At 34.0% G+C, this 16981-nt stretch carries 15 protein-coding genes and 2 other annotated features; of the genes, 12 read left to right on the top strand and 3 right to left on the bottom strand.

Going from position 1 to position 16981, the window contains the following annotated elements; genetic code table 11:
- The first annotated feature begins 16 nt into the window (after positions 1-16).
- From RAH41_RS03180 to rplT, 6 genes are all read left to right on the top strand, one after another.
- Positions 17-1444 carry a replication initiation and membrane attachment family protein gene (locus RAH41_RS03180; RefSeq protein WP_331220576.1) on the top strand — a complete coding sequence of 476 codons (1428 nt, stop codon included), beginning with the start codon at positions 17-19 and terminating at the stop codon, positions 1442-1444.
- 14 nt (positions 1445-1458) lie between these two features.
- Complete coding sequence (gene dnaI / locus RAH41_RS03185) at positions 1459-2394, top strand: primosomal protein DnaI (protein WP_331220578.1); 936 nt, start codon at positions 1459-1461, stop codon at positions 2392-2394.
- Between the two features lie 111 nt (positions 2395-2505).
- Positions 2506-3339 carry a sporulation protein YtxC gene (gene ytxC, locus RAH41_RS03190; protein ID WP_331220580.1) on the top strand — a complete coding sequence of 278 codons (834 nt, stop codon included), beginning with the start codon at positions 2506-2508 and terminating at the stop codon, positions 3337-3339.
- 132 nt (positions 3340-3471) lie between these two features.
- Positions 3472-3598 (top strand) — a sequence feature (ribosomal protein L20 leader region).
- Between the two features lie 74 nt (positions 3599-3672).
- On the top strand, positions 3673-4176 hold the full coding sequence (gene infC, locus RAH41_RS03195; RefSeq protein WP_069034593.1) for a translation initiation factor IF-3: 504 nt from the start codon (positions 3673-3675) through the stop codon (positions 4174-4176).
- A gap of 23 nt (positions 4177-4199) precedes the next feature.
- Positions 4200-4400, top strand: a complete 201-nt coding sequence (gene rpmI / locus RAH41_RS03200; RefSeq protein WP_025568429.1) for a 50S ribosomal protein L35 — start codon at positions 4200-4202, stop codon at positions 4398-4400.
- Positions 4401-4442: 42 nt separating this feature from the next.
- A complete protein-coding gene (gene rplT / locus RAH41_RS03205; RefSeq protein ID WP_025568430.1) occupies positions 4443-4799 on the top strand; it encodes a 50S ribosomal protein L20 in 357 nt (118 codons plus the stop codon).
- A 181-nt stretch (positions 4800-4980) separates the two neighbouring features.
- On the opposite strand, the gene RAH41_RS03210 is transcribed toward rplT, so the two are convergent.
- Entirely contained in the window at positions 4981-5802 is an 822-nt protein-coding gene (locus RAH41_RS03210) for an MBL fold metallo-hydrolase (protein ID WP_331220585.1), read from the bottom strand.
- Between the two features lie 121 nt (positions 5803-5923).
- Entirely contained in the window at positions 5924-6994 is a 1071-nt protein-coding gene (locus tag RAH41_RS03215; RefSeq protein ID WP_331221047.1) for a nitric oxide synthase oxygenase, read from the bottom strand.
- Positions 6995-7196: 202 nt separating this feature from the next.
- On the opposite strand from RAH41_RS03215, the gene RAH41_RS03220 reads away from it, so the two are divergent.
- From RAH41_RS03220 to RAH41_RS03230, 3 genes are all read left to right on the top strand, one after another.
- A complete protein-coding gene (locus tag RAH41_RS03220; protein ID WP_419471557.1) occupies positions 7197-8288 on the top strand; it encodes a M42 family metallopeptidase in 1092 nt (363 codons plus the stop codon).
- 549 nt (positions 8289-8837) lie between these two features.
- The gene (locus RAH41_RS03225) at positions 8838-10040 is read left to right on the top strand and encodes a glycine betaine/L-proline ABC transporter ATP-binding protein (protein ID WP_331220590.1); all 1203 of its coding nucleotides are present in this window, start codon (positions 8838-8840) and stop codon (positions 10038-10040) included.
- A 4-nt stretch (positions 10041-10044) separates the two neighbouring features.
- Positions 10045-11784: a glycine betaine ABC transporter substrate-binding protein gene (locus RAH41_RS03230; protein ID WP_331220592.1), complete on the top strand. Its 1740-nt coding sequence runs from the start codon at positions 10045-10047 to the stop codon at positions 11782-11784.
- Positions 11785-11854: 70 nt separating this feature from the next.
- Here the strand turns inward: RAH41_RS03230 and sspI are convergent, their stop codons facing one another.
- Complete coding sequence (sspI, locus tag RAH41_RS03235; protein WP_025568436.1) at positions 11855-12064, bottom strand: small acid-soluble spore protein SspI; 210 nt, start codon at positions 12062-12064, stop codon at positions 11855-11857.
- Positions 12065-12167: 103 nt separating this feature from the next.
- Here sspI and RAH41_RS03240 point away from each other — a divergent pair, with 103 nt between their 5' ends.
- From RAH41_RS03240 to pheT, 3 genes are all read left to right on the top strand, one after another.
- Entirely contained in the window at positions 12168-12917 is a 750-nt protein-coding gene (locus RAH41_RS03240; RefSeq protein WP_331220593.1) for an RNA methyltransferase, read from the top strand.
- Between the two features lie 130 nt (positions 12918-13047).
- Positions 13048-13297, top strand: a binding site (T-box leader).
- 54 nt (positions 13298-13351) lie between these two features.
- Positions 13352-14386 (top strand): phenylalanine--tRNA ligase subunit alpha, encoded by a 1035-nt coding sequence (gene pheS, locus RAH41_RS03245; protein WP_331220595.1) that lies wholly within the window; start codon positions 13352-13354, stop codon positions 14384-14386.
- A 19-nt stretch (positions 14387-14405) separates the two neighbouring features.
- Positions 14406-16820 (top strand): phenylalanine--tRNA ligase subunit beta, encoded by a 2415-nt coding sequence (gene pheT, locus RAH41_RS03250; RefSeq protein ID WP_331220597.1) that lies wholly within the window; start codon positions 14406-14408, stop codon positions 16818-16820.
- Positions 16821-16981: the final 161 nt, after the last annotated feature.

A 16981-nucleotide genomic window follows, 5' to 3' on the forward strand; every position in this document is an offset into this window, starting at 1 on the left:
AGAAAGGAATGTTTGAATGTCTATTGATAAGCAACATTGGATGGATGTTCTACCTGCGGATCCTTATACTGTAATGGCAGCTGGGTATTTACATAGTTTTCATAGGCAAGTATTGACGATGTTGTATCAACCAATAATTGGTAGTCAAGCCTTAAGTTTATATATGACGCTTTGGAGTGAATGTGAACAAACGGACCTTAATCCGAATACGTTAACACATCATTCTTTAATGCTTGGAATGAAAAGTAATTTAAAATCAATTTATGAACAAAGATTAATCCTCGAAGGAATCGGCTTACTTAAAGTTTATGAAGGATTTGAAAATAGTACAAAAAAGCTTCTATATGAGCTTCAATCTCCGCTAGATCCTCATTCTTTTTTCGAAGACCCTATTCTAAATATCTTTCTGTTTAAAACAATTGGAAAAACACAATATCAACGAACTAAAACCTTTTTTAGTAGACAGGCATTTTCGAAAGAAGGCTTTCGTGAGATTTCACGTTCATTTGATTCAGTATTCCAAGCAATTACTGTTGAGCAATTAAATGAAATTCAGCAAAGTAACGATCTTTCTACGTCAAATGATCGTAGAATTTTACAAGACAATCAGCCAATTAAAATATCTGTCAAAATGGAAGAGTTTGACTATGCTTTATTTTTAGACGGACTTTCAGATTCGTTTGTTCCAAAAAGAGCATTTACTACAGAAGTAAAAGAAACAATTTTAAAACTTGCATTTTTATATGGAATAAATCCAATTCAAATGAAAACGATTGTTATGCGCTCTTTAAATGAAGATAATAAAATAAATATTGAGACGCTTCGACTTGAAGCAAGAGACTGGTATCAATTCCAACATCATGAAGCGCTACCGACGATTGTGGAAAAGGTTCAACCTATTCAGCATAGACAAATGATCAATGAGCAGCCATCAACTCAAGAAGAAAAATTAATTCATTGCTTCGAAACAATTTCTCCTCGCCAGTACCTTAAGGAGATATCGGGTGGAGCTGAACCAAGTGAAGCTGATTTGAAAATTATTGAAGAGATTTTGATTGATCAAAAGCTTCTACCTGGAGTCGCAAATGTGTTAATTGACTATGTAATGATCCGTTTAGATAAAAAGCTTTCTAGAAATTACGTCATTAAGATAGCAAGTCATTGGGCGAGAAAAGGTGTAACAACAGTTAAACAGGCAATGGATCTTGCCCGTAAAGAGTTTGAAGAAACTAAACAAAGTGCAACTGCTGCAAAAACTCGTTCAAGTAGACGAAATAAAACAATTCGAACTGAGATTGTACCTGACTGGCTTCAATCGAGTGAGTCAAATGATTCACAGGGTCCAGAGGCAATAATCAATAACCAAAATGATTCTTCGATAGATGAAGAACGAAAACGATTAGAAAAAGAACTAGAAATGTTTAAAAATAAAAAGAAACGTTAAATGGGAGGACGCTAATGGAACCTATTCAAAACGCATTTAGTGCATTAATGAAAAATAAACAATTCCAGGACACATTCCAAAAAATGCGACAAGAAGTCCGTAGTCACCCAAAAATCATTTCATTTTTAGCTGAGCATAAAAATGAAATTACGGATCAAATGATTGATAGTAGCCTAGTTAAGCTATATGAGTATATTGGACAAAGTGTAAATTGCGTAGATTGTCCATCTTTTAATGAGTGTAAAAATATGGTGCATGGTTATCATCCTCATTTGATCATTCAAGGGAAACGCATCGATGTTCAATATGATCGTTGCCCAAATGGTGTGAAAAATGATAAACGCAAAAAACATGAGTCATTGATAAAATGCATGTACTTACCGAAGGATGTTCTTCAAGCTTCTATGTCAAACTTGTCTTTAGAAGACCCTGGCCGTTTTGAAGCTATATCTGCAGCTAGGCAGTTTATTATGAACTATGAAAAAGGAAAAATGGCTCAAGGTTTATATTTACATGGTCCATTTGGGGTTGGAAAAACGTATATTCTTGGGGCTATCGCAAATGAACTAGCAGAGGAAGAAATAACTTCAATGCTCGTATATTTACCAGAATTTTTACGCGAGCTAAAAAGCTCTATTAGTGATGGCACATTAGAGGAAAAAATTGAAGCTGTAAAAAAAGTGGAAGTTCTAATGTTAGATGATATTGGTGCAGAGCAAATGTCGAGTTGGGCAAGAGATGAAATATTAGGTACAATTCTTCAATACCGCATGCTAGAAAAATTGCCTACTTTCTTTACATCTAATGCTGATTTAAATCAATTAGAGCATCACTTAACATATTCTCAACGTGGGGAAGAAGAAAGGGTTAAGGCAGCGCGTATTGTAGATCGCGTTAAATTTTTAGCCAAACCAGTTAAAATTTCAGGTTCAAATTTAAGACATTCATAAAAAAATCAAAAAATGGCGTAAAATCACAAATTACTAAGTGATTTTGCGTCATTTTTTAATTATTTCTTTAATATATATAGGACTAGGTGGTGCTAGAAAGGGGGGAACAGGGTGATTGAAATTTTTTTCAATGAACCCATTGACGCAGCTTATGTCTACGAACGATTACAAAAACGTTTAAAAAAGCAATCGAGACCATACATTTTAAGAAGACACAAAATCAATACAATTTTAATCACATTTCCTCAAAACACTGAAGATTTAATAAAAAGTATTTTAGTTCCGACACTAGTACAATTTATTTTACTTCAAAAAGAAGATAAGTGGATTCAATCCATTTTACATACATCTTTTTTCTATGAGGAAGACGAGCAAAGTCAAATCATACCGATCGCACAATCATTATTAAGAGGAACTAGAAGAAGCATACCAAACCAGAAAAAAATTCGTAGAAGTAAGAATTTAGTTTCATATGCACTTTCTGAGTATATAAAAGATGGAGTGAATTTTAGTTTCGATTCATTTATTACATTTCGTTTGAAGGAATATTATAAGCAGTTAGCTTATGTTTGTGAAATTGCAATCGATGAGTACAAATTAGAAAACGAATACCAGAATCTTATTGAGAGTCTAAGACAGCAGGTTCTTAAAACGGATGCTCTTATTCCTCATGTGCATATAGTGTTTGACGGGAAATTTAGCATATATGATCATTTATTTTTACCACTTACTAAAGATGTATTAAAAGAATACGGTAAACAAGTGGAAAATAGAGAGTATATTGATAACGAATTAATTTTGCCCTTAACGGCAATTGCACCTAAAAGAATTCATTTATACACTTCATCTGTCGATATTTCATTAATTATTACACTTCAAAATATCTTTCAAGAACGAGTCCTAATACATACATTACAAGAGTTTTCACAGGAAAAATTGAAATGAGAATTTATAATTTAAAAAAGCATTGTCATAAATAAGTTTCTTTGATATAATAAATTTCGTTGCGAACAAAGCATACGAATATTGACAACATCATGTCGCTATGTTATAGTAACGAAAGAAAAGAATACTTATTTGTTGAAGAAGAAGCACCCGCTTCTCACCTGGATGACGCTACATGCTGTTATCAGGTAACAGAATCATTAATTACTTTGATACTGTCAGTGTGGGTGTATTTATATACCCACACTTTTTTGTTGGGTTATGATTGCTTCAACGATACAAATTAAGATCATTCTTACAATACCTTGGAGGTGTTTTACTATTAGCAAAGACATGATGGTAAACGATGGAATTCGTGCTCGTGAAGTTCGATTAATTGGTCCTAACGGAGATCAACTTGGAATCAAGACAAAACAAGAGGCTCTTGAGTTAGCTTCGAATGTTAATCTTGATCTAGTGATGGTAGCACCAACGGCTAAACCACCTGTATGTCGTATTATGGACTACGGAAAATTCCGTTTCGAGCAACAAAAGAAAGACAAAGAGAGCCGTAAAAACCAAAAAATTATTAGCATGAAAGAAGTTCGTTTAAGTCCTACAATCGATGAACATGACTTTAACACAAAGCTTCGTAATGCAATTAAGTTCTTAGAAAAAGGCGATAAAGTTAAAGCGTCTATTCGTTTCAAAGGACGCGCTATTACGCATAAGGAAATTGGACAACGAGTACTTGATCGTTTCTCAACTGCTTGTGCAGAAGTTGCAACTGTTGAGTCACATCCAAAAATGGACGGTCGTAGTATGTTCTTAGTCTTAGCACCTAAAAACGAAAAGTAATTTATTTGAGGAGGAAACACGATATGCCTAAAATGAAAACTCACCGTGGTTCAGCAAAACGTTTTAAAAAGACTGGATCTGGTAAATTAAAACGTGGTCGTGCTTACACAAGCCACTTATTCGCTAACAAATCTACAAAAGCAAAACGTAAATTACGTAAAGCTTCATTAGTAAGCAAAGGCGATTTCAAACGTATCCGCTTTATGCTTACAAACATGAAATAAGAACGATAAACGTATTAGATAGATATCTAGGAGGGAAACAATATGCCAAGAGTTAAAGGCGGTACAGTTACACGCGCTCGTCGTAAAAAGGTTATTAAATTAGCAAAAGGTTATTACGGTTCTAAACATACATTATTCAAAGTTGCAAACCAACAAGTTATGAAATCATTAATGTATGCTTACCGTGACCGTCGTCAAAAGAAACGTGATTTCCGTAAATTATGGATCACTCGTATCAACGCGGCTGCTCGTATGAACGGACTTTCTTACAGCCGTTTAATGCACGGATTAAAATTAGCAGGTATCGAAGTTAACCGTAAAATGTTAGCTGACCTAGCTGTTGCTGACGAAAAAGCATTTGCTGAATTAGCAAACGCTGCAAAAGCTAACTTAAAATAATTCGTTTCGTTTAAAAAATCCTTAACATTTGTTAAGGATTTTTTTTTCACTTTAAAGTATAAATTGGCAATGAGGAAGTTAATGCGACGTGGTATCCAATTTTAAAGTATAAGTGCAACTAAACCTCTGTCTTCGCCTTTAGGTTTGCCAATCGGCAAGTTTTCTTTATTTGAATAAAATTTTAAACGAAACTAAATTCTTTTTTCATGTTCGTAATGTTTGATTCATGGCAATATTTTGTGAAACCAGATGGAAAAGAAAACTCTTTTTCTAACGAATTTATAGCTGCCTCATTATTATCCTGTACAGCTTCTTGAAGTCTTTTTAAGTAACTTCTACCTAGCTCAATTCGAGTAGCAATCTCTTCTTTATTTGATGAGACATGACCATGGCCTGGAACTAACAATGATAATTCAAACTTACTAATCAATTCTTCTACCTTGTCTAAAGTATTATAATAACTTTTTACGCTATCAAATACGATTGGAAGTTCAAAATCAGATAAATAATCCCCTGTAACCCAGATTCCTAAATTTTCAATATAAAGAAATAAACCATCTTTCGTATGCCCAGGAGAATGATAAAATCTTAAAGTTGTCTGCCCGATTTTAATTTCCTGGCCATCTTCACTAATGATTAGATCAATCTTTGGGAATTGTATAGGCCAGGTATGATTAATATAATTATCATTGTAAAATTGACGGATTTTTGAAAGTTTAATATCTTTTTCAGGATGGTTATGTAAATTTTCGCTACCAATAGTCTTAACGTTAGGAAATGCATAATAACCAATAATGTGATCAAAATCTCCATGTGTAAAGTATAAATAAATTGGTCGTTCATTTTTAATTGATTCAACAAATTCCTTTATCTCATTTATTTCATGAGGTAACCAAGTTGGATCCACAATAATGATACAATCGTCTGTTGCTACAACCGTTGAATTTGTTTGAAATAATGCACTTTGAAATACGGTAATATTGTCATTTTGAAATAAAATCATTGAATCACTCCTTTAATTTTTAGAAAATTATGTTGATACTTAATATTGTATCAAATAATAGAAAAAAACCTTAATGAATTACCAACAAATGTGTCAGTACATTAAGGTTATAGCTAATTGATTATCTTGGAAAGAAATTAGGCTTAACAATTGTATCATCGTATCGATTATGAAATACATGAGTTGATGCAGGAGACATAGGCGGAATTAACCACTTCCAATTACCAGTTAGCTCACGGCCACATAACTCTTCTTGTTTTTCAAATTGGAGAAATTGCTGTGCAGCAGAATGATGATCAACAATACTAACACCATTTTTTTTATATGAATATAAAACGGCAATATTTAATTCAACTAAAGCACGATCTTTCCAAAGTGTACTGTTTCTTTTTGTATCTTGACCAATAATTTTTGCTACTTTAGGCAACAGATTGTAACGAAATTCATCAGCAAAATTTCGAGCACCGATTTCAGTTCCCATATACCATCCATTAAATGGGGCAGCACTATAAGATATACCACCAATCTCTAAAGTCATATCTGATATCATCGGAACAGCATACCATTTTGTATTTAGAGGCGAAAAATCATATTCAGGATGTTCGATAGGTACTTCGAGTACGATTTCATTTGGGATTGTAAAATAGTTTGATTTATGATTGTCTAGGGAATAAACAATTGGCAAAATATCGAAGTTAGTACCATTTCCTTTCCAACCAAGACTCTCGCATTCCTTTGTAAACTCAATCGATTTTGGGTCTCCAATTATTCCATTTTCTGTTTCGTAGCCAGCATATCGGATCAGCTGGTGATTATGGATTTTAAGAGTATTATTTGTTCCTAGATTTGGTTTGAAAATTGTAATTGTAGGTAAAATCTTACCCGAATTTGTAGCATAGTTTATATGGTGTAATATTTCGTGCTCTATACTATTATCATCATTAATATGGCGAGCATCTAAAACATGAAGCTTATCCCAAAATAGTCTACCGATACAGCGGTTACTATTGCGCCACGCCATTTTCGCACCATGCTCTAATTCCTCAAAAGTATGAGTGTAAAAACCAGTATCTCTTATTTCAGCTTCGATACTTTTTAACCGTTTTTCGATTTGATCGGATTTATCGAGTTCCTTATAGCATTGTGATATAAAGGTAAATGCATCTTTATATAAAGCGGAAGTTGTTATCATATTAATCTCCAGATGGTTAAATTTTAAAAAATCGTAATAATTTATAAGCTCCATTATTATACCCCACAAATAATTTGGAGAAAATTAATATAAAATTTATATCTTTTAATATGAGGGTTAAGAACTGTCTAAAAATTTTGTCAAAAGGAATCCCAAATTGTATAATGTTATATGTACATAATCTTAATTAAAAAAAGGATGGATGAGTTTGTCTACTTTAGATGCAAAGTTACAAATGTTAAAAGAACTAACGGATGCAAACGGCGTAGCTGGATTTGAACATGAACCACGTGAAGTAATGAGAAAATATATTACACCATTTGCTGATGAGGTTGTAACTGATAATTTAGGAAGCTTAATAGCAGTTAAAACCGGAGACCCAAATGGTCCAAGAATTAAAGTTGCTGGACATCTTGATGAAGTTGGATTTATGGTTACACAAATTGATGACAAAGGATTTTTACGTTTTCAAACAATTGGTGGCTGGTGGGCACAAGTAATGCTTGCTCAGCGTGTTACCATCTCAACAAAAGAAGGTAATATTACAGGTATTATTGGTTCAAAACCGCCTCATATTATGAGTCCAGAAGCGAGAAGAAAAGTAGTAGACATAAAGGATATGTTTATTGATATCGGTGCTTCAAGTAAAGAAGAAGCATTAGGATTTGGGGTTCGTCCTGGCGATCAAGTTGTTCCTTATTTCGAATTCCAAACGATGAAAAACGAAAAATTATTATTAGCAAAAGCATGGGATAACCGTATTGGTTGTGCTATTGCAATTGATGTTTTAGAACAATTACAAGGCCAAGCACATCCAAATATTGTATTTGGAGTTGGAACGGTACAAGAAGAAGTAGGACTTCGTGGTGCAAAAACATCTACGTATAAAATTGAACCAGATATCGGTTTTGCATTAGATGTAGGTGTTGCAGGTGATATGCCAGGTGTATCTGAAAGAGAAGCACAAGGTAAATTAGGCAAAGGCCCACAAATCGTTTTATATGATGCATCAATGGTGTCTCATAAAGATTTACGTGAATTTGTAGTTAATGTGGCAGATGAAATTGGAATTCCTTATCAATACGAATCCATGCCTGGGGGAGGAACTGACGCTGGTTCAATGCATATTACTATGAGAGGTGTTCCAGCATTAGCAATCACAATTCCAACGAGATATATTCATTCTCATTCTGGAATTCTTCATCGTGATGACTATGAAAATACAGTTAAATTAATCGTAGAAGTAATCAAACGATTAGACCGCGATACAGTAGAGCGTTTAACATATAACTAAGAAAAATCAATCCCTCTTTTATTGAGGGATTTTTTTGTAGTTTTATTTGAAATTTCCTACTAGCTTATTTGATTAACTAAATACACCTCATAAACTTCTAGTGAGGAATTAAGTTCTTCAGCTATCTCATCCTCATAAATCTTACTTAAGATAGTATTTTTCGTATCTCTGAAAAACCATCATTTATTAAGGTTTTTTTTGCTTTTTCTACGTACTTATCCAACTCGGTTTTCCAACTTTTTCCTTCCTTGACGTTATCGAACTGAAACAAATTGTATTATTCCTATAACTAGTTTGAAATAGTTTTGTCATATCTTATTGTTATCATGAATGCACGCTTTTCAAATAAGGATACTCGGAAATAGGATATAAAAAAATGGTTTCTTAGGGAATTTTTTAAAGCTTATAAATAAAAATTTAGACTCCAATTTTGTAAATGGAGTTTTTAAGGAGCCAAGACTTAATTAGTACTTGGCTAATTTTTTTATAGATAAGAATCCTTATTGAAAATTGGAGAAGCAAAAAAATAGAAAGTTTTGAGGTGAGTTAATGAAAGCAAAAGTTAAAGTGAAAAACGTAACAAAGGTTTTCGGTAAGTCTCCAAAGAACGCCATAAAGTTACTAGAAAAGGGATATTCAAAAAAGCAAATATTAGAGCAGACAAACTCAACAATCGGGGTAAATAATGCAAGCTTTGAAATATTCCCGGGTGAAATTTTTGTTGTAATGGGACTGTCAGGTAGTGGTAAATCGACCTTGATTCGAATGCTCAACCGATTAATTGAACCAACTACTGGACAAATCTTGATAGACGATGAGGATATTGTAAAAATGAATCCTCAGCAGTTAAGAGATGTACGTCGTAAAAAAATTAGTATGGTATTTCAAAATTTTGCTCTATTCCCGCACAAGACAATTCTTGAGAATACAGAATATGGTTTAGAAGTACAAAATATTTCACAGGATGAAAGAACAGAAAAAGCTCTGAAGTCATTAGAAATAGTTGGCTTAAAGGGATATGAGCATCAATTTCCGTCACAATTAAGTGGTGGTATGCAACAACGTGTTGGCCTTGCAAGGGCACTAACAAGTGATACAGATATTTTATTAATGGATGAAGCTTTTAGCGCGCTCGATCCATTAATACGTAAAGATATGCAGGATGAATTATTGGAACTGCAAGATACGATGAAAAAAACGATTATATTTATAACACATGATCTAGATGAGGCCCTGCGAATTGGAGACAGAATTGCTCTAATGAAAGATGGTAACATAATGCAAATTGGTTCTCCCGAGGAGATCATGGTGAATCCAGCCAATGAATATGTTGAACGATTTGTAGAAGATGTAGACCTATCAAAAGTTTTAACGGCGGCTCATGTACAAAAGCGTGCTGAAAGAATTACGCCTGACCGCGGAACACGTGTAGCTTTACAAGTAATGAGAGACCAAGGATATTCAAGTATATTTGTGGTTGATCGTAGACAAAAGCTACTAGGAGCAATTACTGCTGATGATGCTTCAAATGCTCTAATTAAAAATAAATCAGTAGAGGAAGCTATGCAGAAGGAAATTGTGACTGTCTATGAAGATACTTTATTAACTGATGTAATTGGAGCACTTGCAACTTCTGAACTTCCATTAGCAGTTATTGATAAAAATGATCGATTAAAAGGTGTCATTATCCGTGGAGCAGTAATCGGTGCGTTAGCGGGTAAAACAGACGATTTAAATATAGAGGGAGGTTAAACATATGGGTATTCCAAAAATTCCGTTAGCAGAATGGATTGATAAAATTGTTGATTTAATTATTAAAACTTTCCATCCTCTATTCGGCGCAATAACCAACATCACAGAAACCCTTTTAAATAACCTTGTTAAAGTTTTAGGACTTGGCCCATCAATTATTCTAATAATACTAATTTCATTACTTGCTTTTTATACAAGTAGGTGGACAGTAGGTCTGTTTACATTACTTGGTTTATTATTAATTGATAATCTTGGACTGTGGGATGCTACAGTTGATTCTTTAGCATTGATCTTATCATCAATCGTTATTACGGTTGTAATTGGAATTCCTTTAGGGATTTGGATGTCGCAAAACGATCGAGTAAAACAAGTGATCACACCAATACTAGACTTTATGCAAACAATGCCAGCATTTGTCTATTTAATTCCAGCAATTCTCTTTTTCGGAATTGGTGTAGTTCCTGGTATTTTAGCTTCTGTCATTTTTGCAATTCCTCCAACTATACGATTAACGAATTTAGGTATACGAGAGGTTCCAAATGATTTAATAGAAGCATCTAATGCGTTTGGATCAACAACGTGGCAAAGACTCTTTAAAGTACAGCTACCTTTAGCAGCGCCGACAATTCTAGCTGGTATAAATCAAAGTATCATGCTTGCATTATCGATGGTAGTTATTTCATCACTCGTAGGTGCTCCAGGATTAGGTGCAGAAGTTTATCGTGCTGTAACTCAGATTAAAGTAGGTGAAGGTTTCGAAGCAGGGATATCAATTGTAATCGTTGCAATTATTCTAGATCGAATTTCTCAAAATCTTCGTCAACCTGCATATGCGAAAAAATTTGCAAAAAAATATGTTTATGGATTTACTGTATTAATCTTTTGTATTTCGGCCATTTCAGTTGCTTTTGCAGGTGGTAAGGATCAAAAAACAGCTTCAAATAAAATAGGTACCCAGGTTAATTTTGAGATAACTGGAATTGATCCAGGAGCCGGGTTAATGAAAGCAACTGAAAAAGCGATGAAGGATTATGATTTAAACGATTGGACATTAAAAGAAGGATCTTCAGCAGCGATGACTGCTGAATTGAAAAAAGCGTATGAAAATAAAGATCCGATAATTGTTACAGGATGGACACCCCACTGGATGTTTTCAAAATATAAATTAAAGTATTTAGAAGATCCAAAAGGGTCATTTGGTAAGGATGAAGAAATTCATACAGTGGTAAGAAAAGGATTAAAAGAAGAAGAGCCTGGTGCGTACAAGATTTTAGATAGCTTTTCATGGAAACCATCTGATATGGAAGAAGTTATGAGTGATATTCAAGACGGTGCGAAACCTGAAAATGCAGCGGCGAAATGGATTAAAAAGCATCAAAATCAAGTGAATAATTGGACGAAAGATGCATCAAAAGGAAATGGTGATAAGATCAGTCTCGTTTATGTTTCATGGGAATCTGAAGTTGCCAGTACAAATGTGATTGGAAAAGTACTTGAAAACCAAGGCTATGACGTTACATTAAAACAGGTTGAGGCAGGACCGATGTTTGCTGGTATCTCTGATGGAAGTGCAGATGCAATGGTGGCAGCTTGGCTTCCAACGACTCATAAAGATTATATGAATGAGTACAAAAAACAATTGATTGATCTTGGACCGAATTTAAAAGGGACAAAATTAGGCTTAGTCGTACCAGAATATATGAAGATTAATTCAATCGATGATTTGAAAGGTAAAACGAAATAGCCAAAATAAAAGGACTAACAAAAAGTTTATAACTTTAGTTAGTCCTTTACTATGTTATTAACAGGTTAGATTACTGACTTACTCCATTTTCTAAAACTGTAAGAAGTTCATGCTTTTGATTTTCTGAAGCGTGATTCCAAAAAACTTCGAGAAGTACACCTAAACCTGGTAATACTTTTTCTTCGCCACTTTGAATAGCATCTACAATTGTTGCTTCTAATTGATCACTTTTATTACCTGAAATATTGTGAAGAACTGCTCCGCGAATATTAAAATTCATTTGGATTCTCCTTTCATATTAAGCTTTATGTAGTATTTGTAAACGGAAACGATTTTATGTATGATAAACTCATATGAGATACGATGAAAGGTAAAGGAAACTTATGAAACAAATTGATTCCATACAAAATAATTCTGTTAAGGCTTGGAAAAAGTTACATACAAAAAAAGGAAGAGATAAAGCTAAACAATATATCGTAGAAGGTTTTCATTTAGTCGAGGAGGCAATTAAGCATGATGCACCGATTCTTCATTTATTAATTAGTGAAGAGATTGACTTGCCTTCTAAATTTTCAACAGGGTCATTTGAGATTACGTATATATCAAAAGAGGTTAGCAAGGAATTAAGCGAAACAGAAACATCTCAAGGAATTTTTGCAATTATTGAATTTTCTTTTGTAAGAATTGATTTTGAGAAAGTGTCAAAATTATTATTAATTGATGAAGTTCAAGATCCGGGGAATGTTGGAACAATGATTCGAACAGCGGATGCTGCGGGTTTTGATGGGGTTATTTTAGGTTCGGGTACTAGTGACCTATATAACGCTAAAACAATTCGATCCACCCAAGGATCATTATTCCATTTACCAATATTACGTGGTGATTTAGTTGAAGCAGTTTCTAATTTGAAAGATAAAGGATTAACTGTCTATGGAACATCTCTTCAAAATGCAAAACCTTTTAATGAAGTAAACGTTACAAATCGTTTTGCCATTATTGTAGGAAATGAAGGTAAAGGCGTGAATTCAACATTACTTTCATTAACTGATGAAAATCTATATATACCGATTTATGGTAAAGCCGAATCATTAAACGTTGGTATTGCAGCTGGGATTCTAATGTATAGCTTGTGAAAAATAATAGAAGCCTCATTAGAGCTTTCTAGATCAGTAAAAATGATTCAAATCATTTAGTAAATAATGATGTTGAGCAGTTGCATTAATTGAAAAAAATCAATATAATTAATTAAGAAAATTTAATACATAAAAAGCTTTGACAGAGAATAGTAAATTTGAATCTCTATTTAGGGAAAAAGTGCCGTAGACTGTAAGCACTTTTATAGTAGACCAAATTGAATTCACCTCTTGAGCTAGCGCCGGGACCATTTTTGAATGTAAAGGCGACTCGGTCTATCTAAGTAGATCGTTATATGAATGAAGTGAGCAGTTAGTTTCTGTAACAAACATAATAACTGTTAATTAGGGTGGTACCGCGATCAATCCTCGTCCCTTTTTTGGGAGCGAGGTTTTTTTATGTTTAAATTTGAATTTGAATAGGAGGATTATTCATGCAAGAGCGTTTAGTTTCTTTACAAGCAGAAGCGATTAAGCAAATAGAAGAAGCAAAAGATTTAAAAGCATTAAATGAAATCAGAATTGCCTATCTAGGTAAAAAAGGTCCGATTACTGAGGCAATGAAAGCAATGAAGGATTTAACTCCTGAAGAGCGCCCAAAAATGGGAGCTGTTGCTAATGAAGTACGTGCGGCAATACAAGAAAAACTTGAAGCAAAGCAAGTTGTATTAGAACAAAATGCAATTAATGAAAAATTAGAAAGTGAATCAATTGACGTTACACTTCCAGGAAGACCAGTTCATGCAGGTGGAGCTCACCCATTAAGAGCGGTTATTCAAGAAATTGAAGATTTATTTATTGGAATGGGATATGAAATCGCAGAAGGTCCAGAAGTAGAAAAAGACTATTATAATTTCGAAGCATTAAATTTACCAAAAGGTCACCCAGCTCGTGATATGCAGGATTCATTCTATATTTCTGAAGAAACATTAATGAGAACTCATACTTCACCTGTTCAAGCTAGAACAATGGAAGCAAATGTGGAAAAAGGTCCAATTAAAATAATTTGTCCTGGTAAAGTTTATCGCCGTGATGACGATGATGCTACACATTCTCACCAATTTATGCAAATCGAAGGTCTTGTAATTGGTGAAAACATTTCAATGAGTGACTTAAAAGGTACTTTACAACTTTTTGCAAAAAAAATGTTTGGTGAAGATCGTGAAATTCGCTTACGCCCAAGCTTCTTCCCATTCACTGAGCCCTCAGTAGAAATGGATATTTCTTGTATGAAATGTGGAGGGAAAGGCTGTAATATGTGTAAACACACTGGATGGATTGAAATTTTAGGTGCGGGAATGGTACATCCAAACGTGCTTGAGATGGCAGGATATAATCCAAAAGAAGTGCAAGGATTTGCTTTCGGTATGGGTCCAGAACGTATTGCATTATTAAAATATGGTATTGATGATATTCGTCATTTCTATACGAACGATATAAGATTCTTAAAGCAATTCCAACAAATGTAAGGTAGGAGGGGACTAAAACATGTTTGTATCAACAAAATGGTTACAAGAGTACGTTGATTTAAGTGGTGTTACACCAGACGAACTTGCAAAATTAATAACAAAAGCAGGTATTGAAGTTGAAGGTGTTAATCATCTTTCAGAAGGAATTAAAAATGTCGTTGTTGGTTATGTAATGGAACGTGAACAACATCCAGAGGCAGACAAATTATCAAAATGTACTGTTGATGTTGGAGAAGAGCAACCAGTACAAATTATTTGTGGCGCACCGAATGTTGCTAAGGGGCAAAAAGTAATCGTAGCAAAGGTAGGCGCTGTTTTACCGGGGAACTTCAAAATTAAAAAAGCAAAATTACGTGGAGAAGTTTCTGAAGGAATGATTTGCTCTCTGCAAGAATTAGGAATTGAAGGCAAAGTAGTAGCAAAAGAATTCTCAAATGGTATTTTTGTTTTACCAAGTGATGCTGAAGTAGGAGCAGATGCATTAGATGTACTTTATCGTGATGATGCAGTATTAGAACTTGGATTAACACCAAACCGTGCTGATTGCTTAAATATGATTGGTGTTGCCTATGAGGTAGCTGCAATTTTAGATCGTGATGTGAAGCTTCCAGCAATTAGCGCTCAATCAGCTACAGTTGCTGATTATGTTTCAGTTTCAATTGAATCAAAAGAAGATGCACCATATTATAGTGCTAAATTAGTGAAAGGTGTAAAAGTTGGTCCTTCACCATTATGGATGCAAGCTCGTTTAATGAGTGCTGGTATTCGTCCGATTAATAATGTTGTAGATATAACAAATTATATTTTAATTGAATATGGTCAACCATTACATGCGTTTGATTTTAATAAATTAAATAGTCATCAACTAATCGTTCGTCATGCGAAAGAAAACGAAAAGATCGTTACGCTTGATGGTGAAGAGCGCACATTACAGCCACATAATTTAGTAATCGCAACAGAAAAAGAAGCAGTAGCAGTTGCAGGTGTAATGGGCGGTCAAAGTACTGAGGTTGATGTTGAAACTGTAGACGTATTAATTGAATCAGCTGTTTTCAGAGGTCAAAGTGTTCGCCAAACTTCAAAAGACCTAGGCTTACGTAGTGATTCAAGTGCTCGTTTTGAAAAAGGTATCGATGCTTCTCGTACATTCCCTGCTTCTGAACGTGCTGCTCAGTTAATGGCTGAATTAGCTGGTGGAACAATAGTAGAAGGTACTGTAATTGCCGACAACTTAGTTGAAGATGTTAAAAAAGTATCAGTTTCTGTAAGTAAGATTAATGGTGTACTTGGTACATCAATTGATGCTGAGACAGTAAAAGATATTTTCCGTCGCTTAAGATTAGAAGCTACTGTGAACGGTGAAGTATTTACAGTTACTGTTCCAAGTCGTCGTGGTGATCTTTCAATCGAAGAAGATTTAGTTGAAGAAGTAGGAAGACTATATGGCTATGATCATATTCCGGCTACTTTACCAACAGGTGTTGCTAGTCGTGGACAATTAACACCATACCAAGCAAAACGTAGAAAAATTCGTCAGTATCTACAGCATGCAGGTCTTTATGAAGCTGTCACGTATTCTTTAACAAGCAATAATAAAGTAAAACGCTTTGCATTAGAAACAGTAGATGCAGAACCAGTACGTTTAGCTTTACCTATGAGTGAAGAACGCAGCGAGTTACGTTTCAGTTTAGTTCCACATTTATTAGATGCGATTGCATATAATGTTGCACGTAAAGAAGAAAATGTTCAACTATTCGAAACAGGCTCTGTATTCTTAACAAAGGAAAATAACGATTTACCACATGAAGAAGAGTATCTAGCTGGTGCGTTAACTGGCTTATGGTTACAACATGCTTGGCAAGGCGAGAAAAAAGCTGTGGATTTCTATGTTGTAAAAGGTATTTTAGATGGATTATTTAATGAATTAGGTTTAACTAGTAAAATTTCATACGTTGCAGCTAAAAAAGAAGAATTACACCCAGGACGTACTGCAAGTATTTTATTAAACGGAGAAGAAATTGGTTTTATCGGTCAAGTTCATCCTGTTACTGAAAAAGAATGGGATCTTAAAGAAACGTATGTATTCCAATTATCTCTTGAAAAGCTATTAAATACTGAATTTGATGATATTTTATACAATGCAATTCCTCGTTTCCCATCAATGAACCGAGATATGGCATTGGTAGTTGATTCAAAAGTATTTGCAGGTGATATTTTATCTACAATTCGTTCAACTGGTGGAAGACTTCTAAAGGATGCTACAATCTTTGATTTATACGAAGGTGATAAGATGGAAGCTGGTAAAAAATCAGTAGCCTTCTCATTAACATACTTCGACCCAGAACGCACTTTAACGGATGAAGAAGTAACGAAAGCTCATTCAAAAGTATTAAAGGCTGTAGAAGAAACTCATAATGCTCAATTACGAGGATAAATAATAGCTATCATAAATGTATAAAAAAACCAAATTCTTTTTTTTAGAATTTGGTTTTTTTGTGCTGTTGAAAAACTACCTTGTCAATATCAAAAGTATTGAAGTCTAGAACTATTATATTAAAATAATAATGAATTTGTACATGTTTTTTGACTCATTTT

Source organism: Gottfriedia acidiceleris, from assembly GCF_036421055.1.
GTDB classification, from domain to species: Bacteria; Bacillota; Bacilli; order Bacillales; family Bacillaceae_G; genus Gottfriedia; species Gottfriedia acidiceleris_C.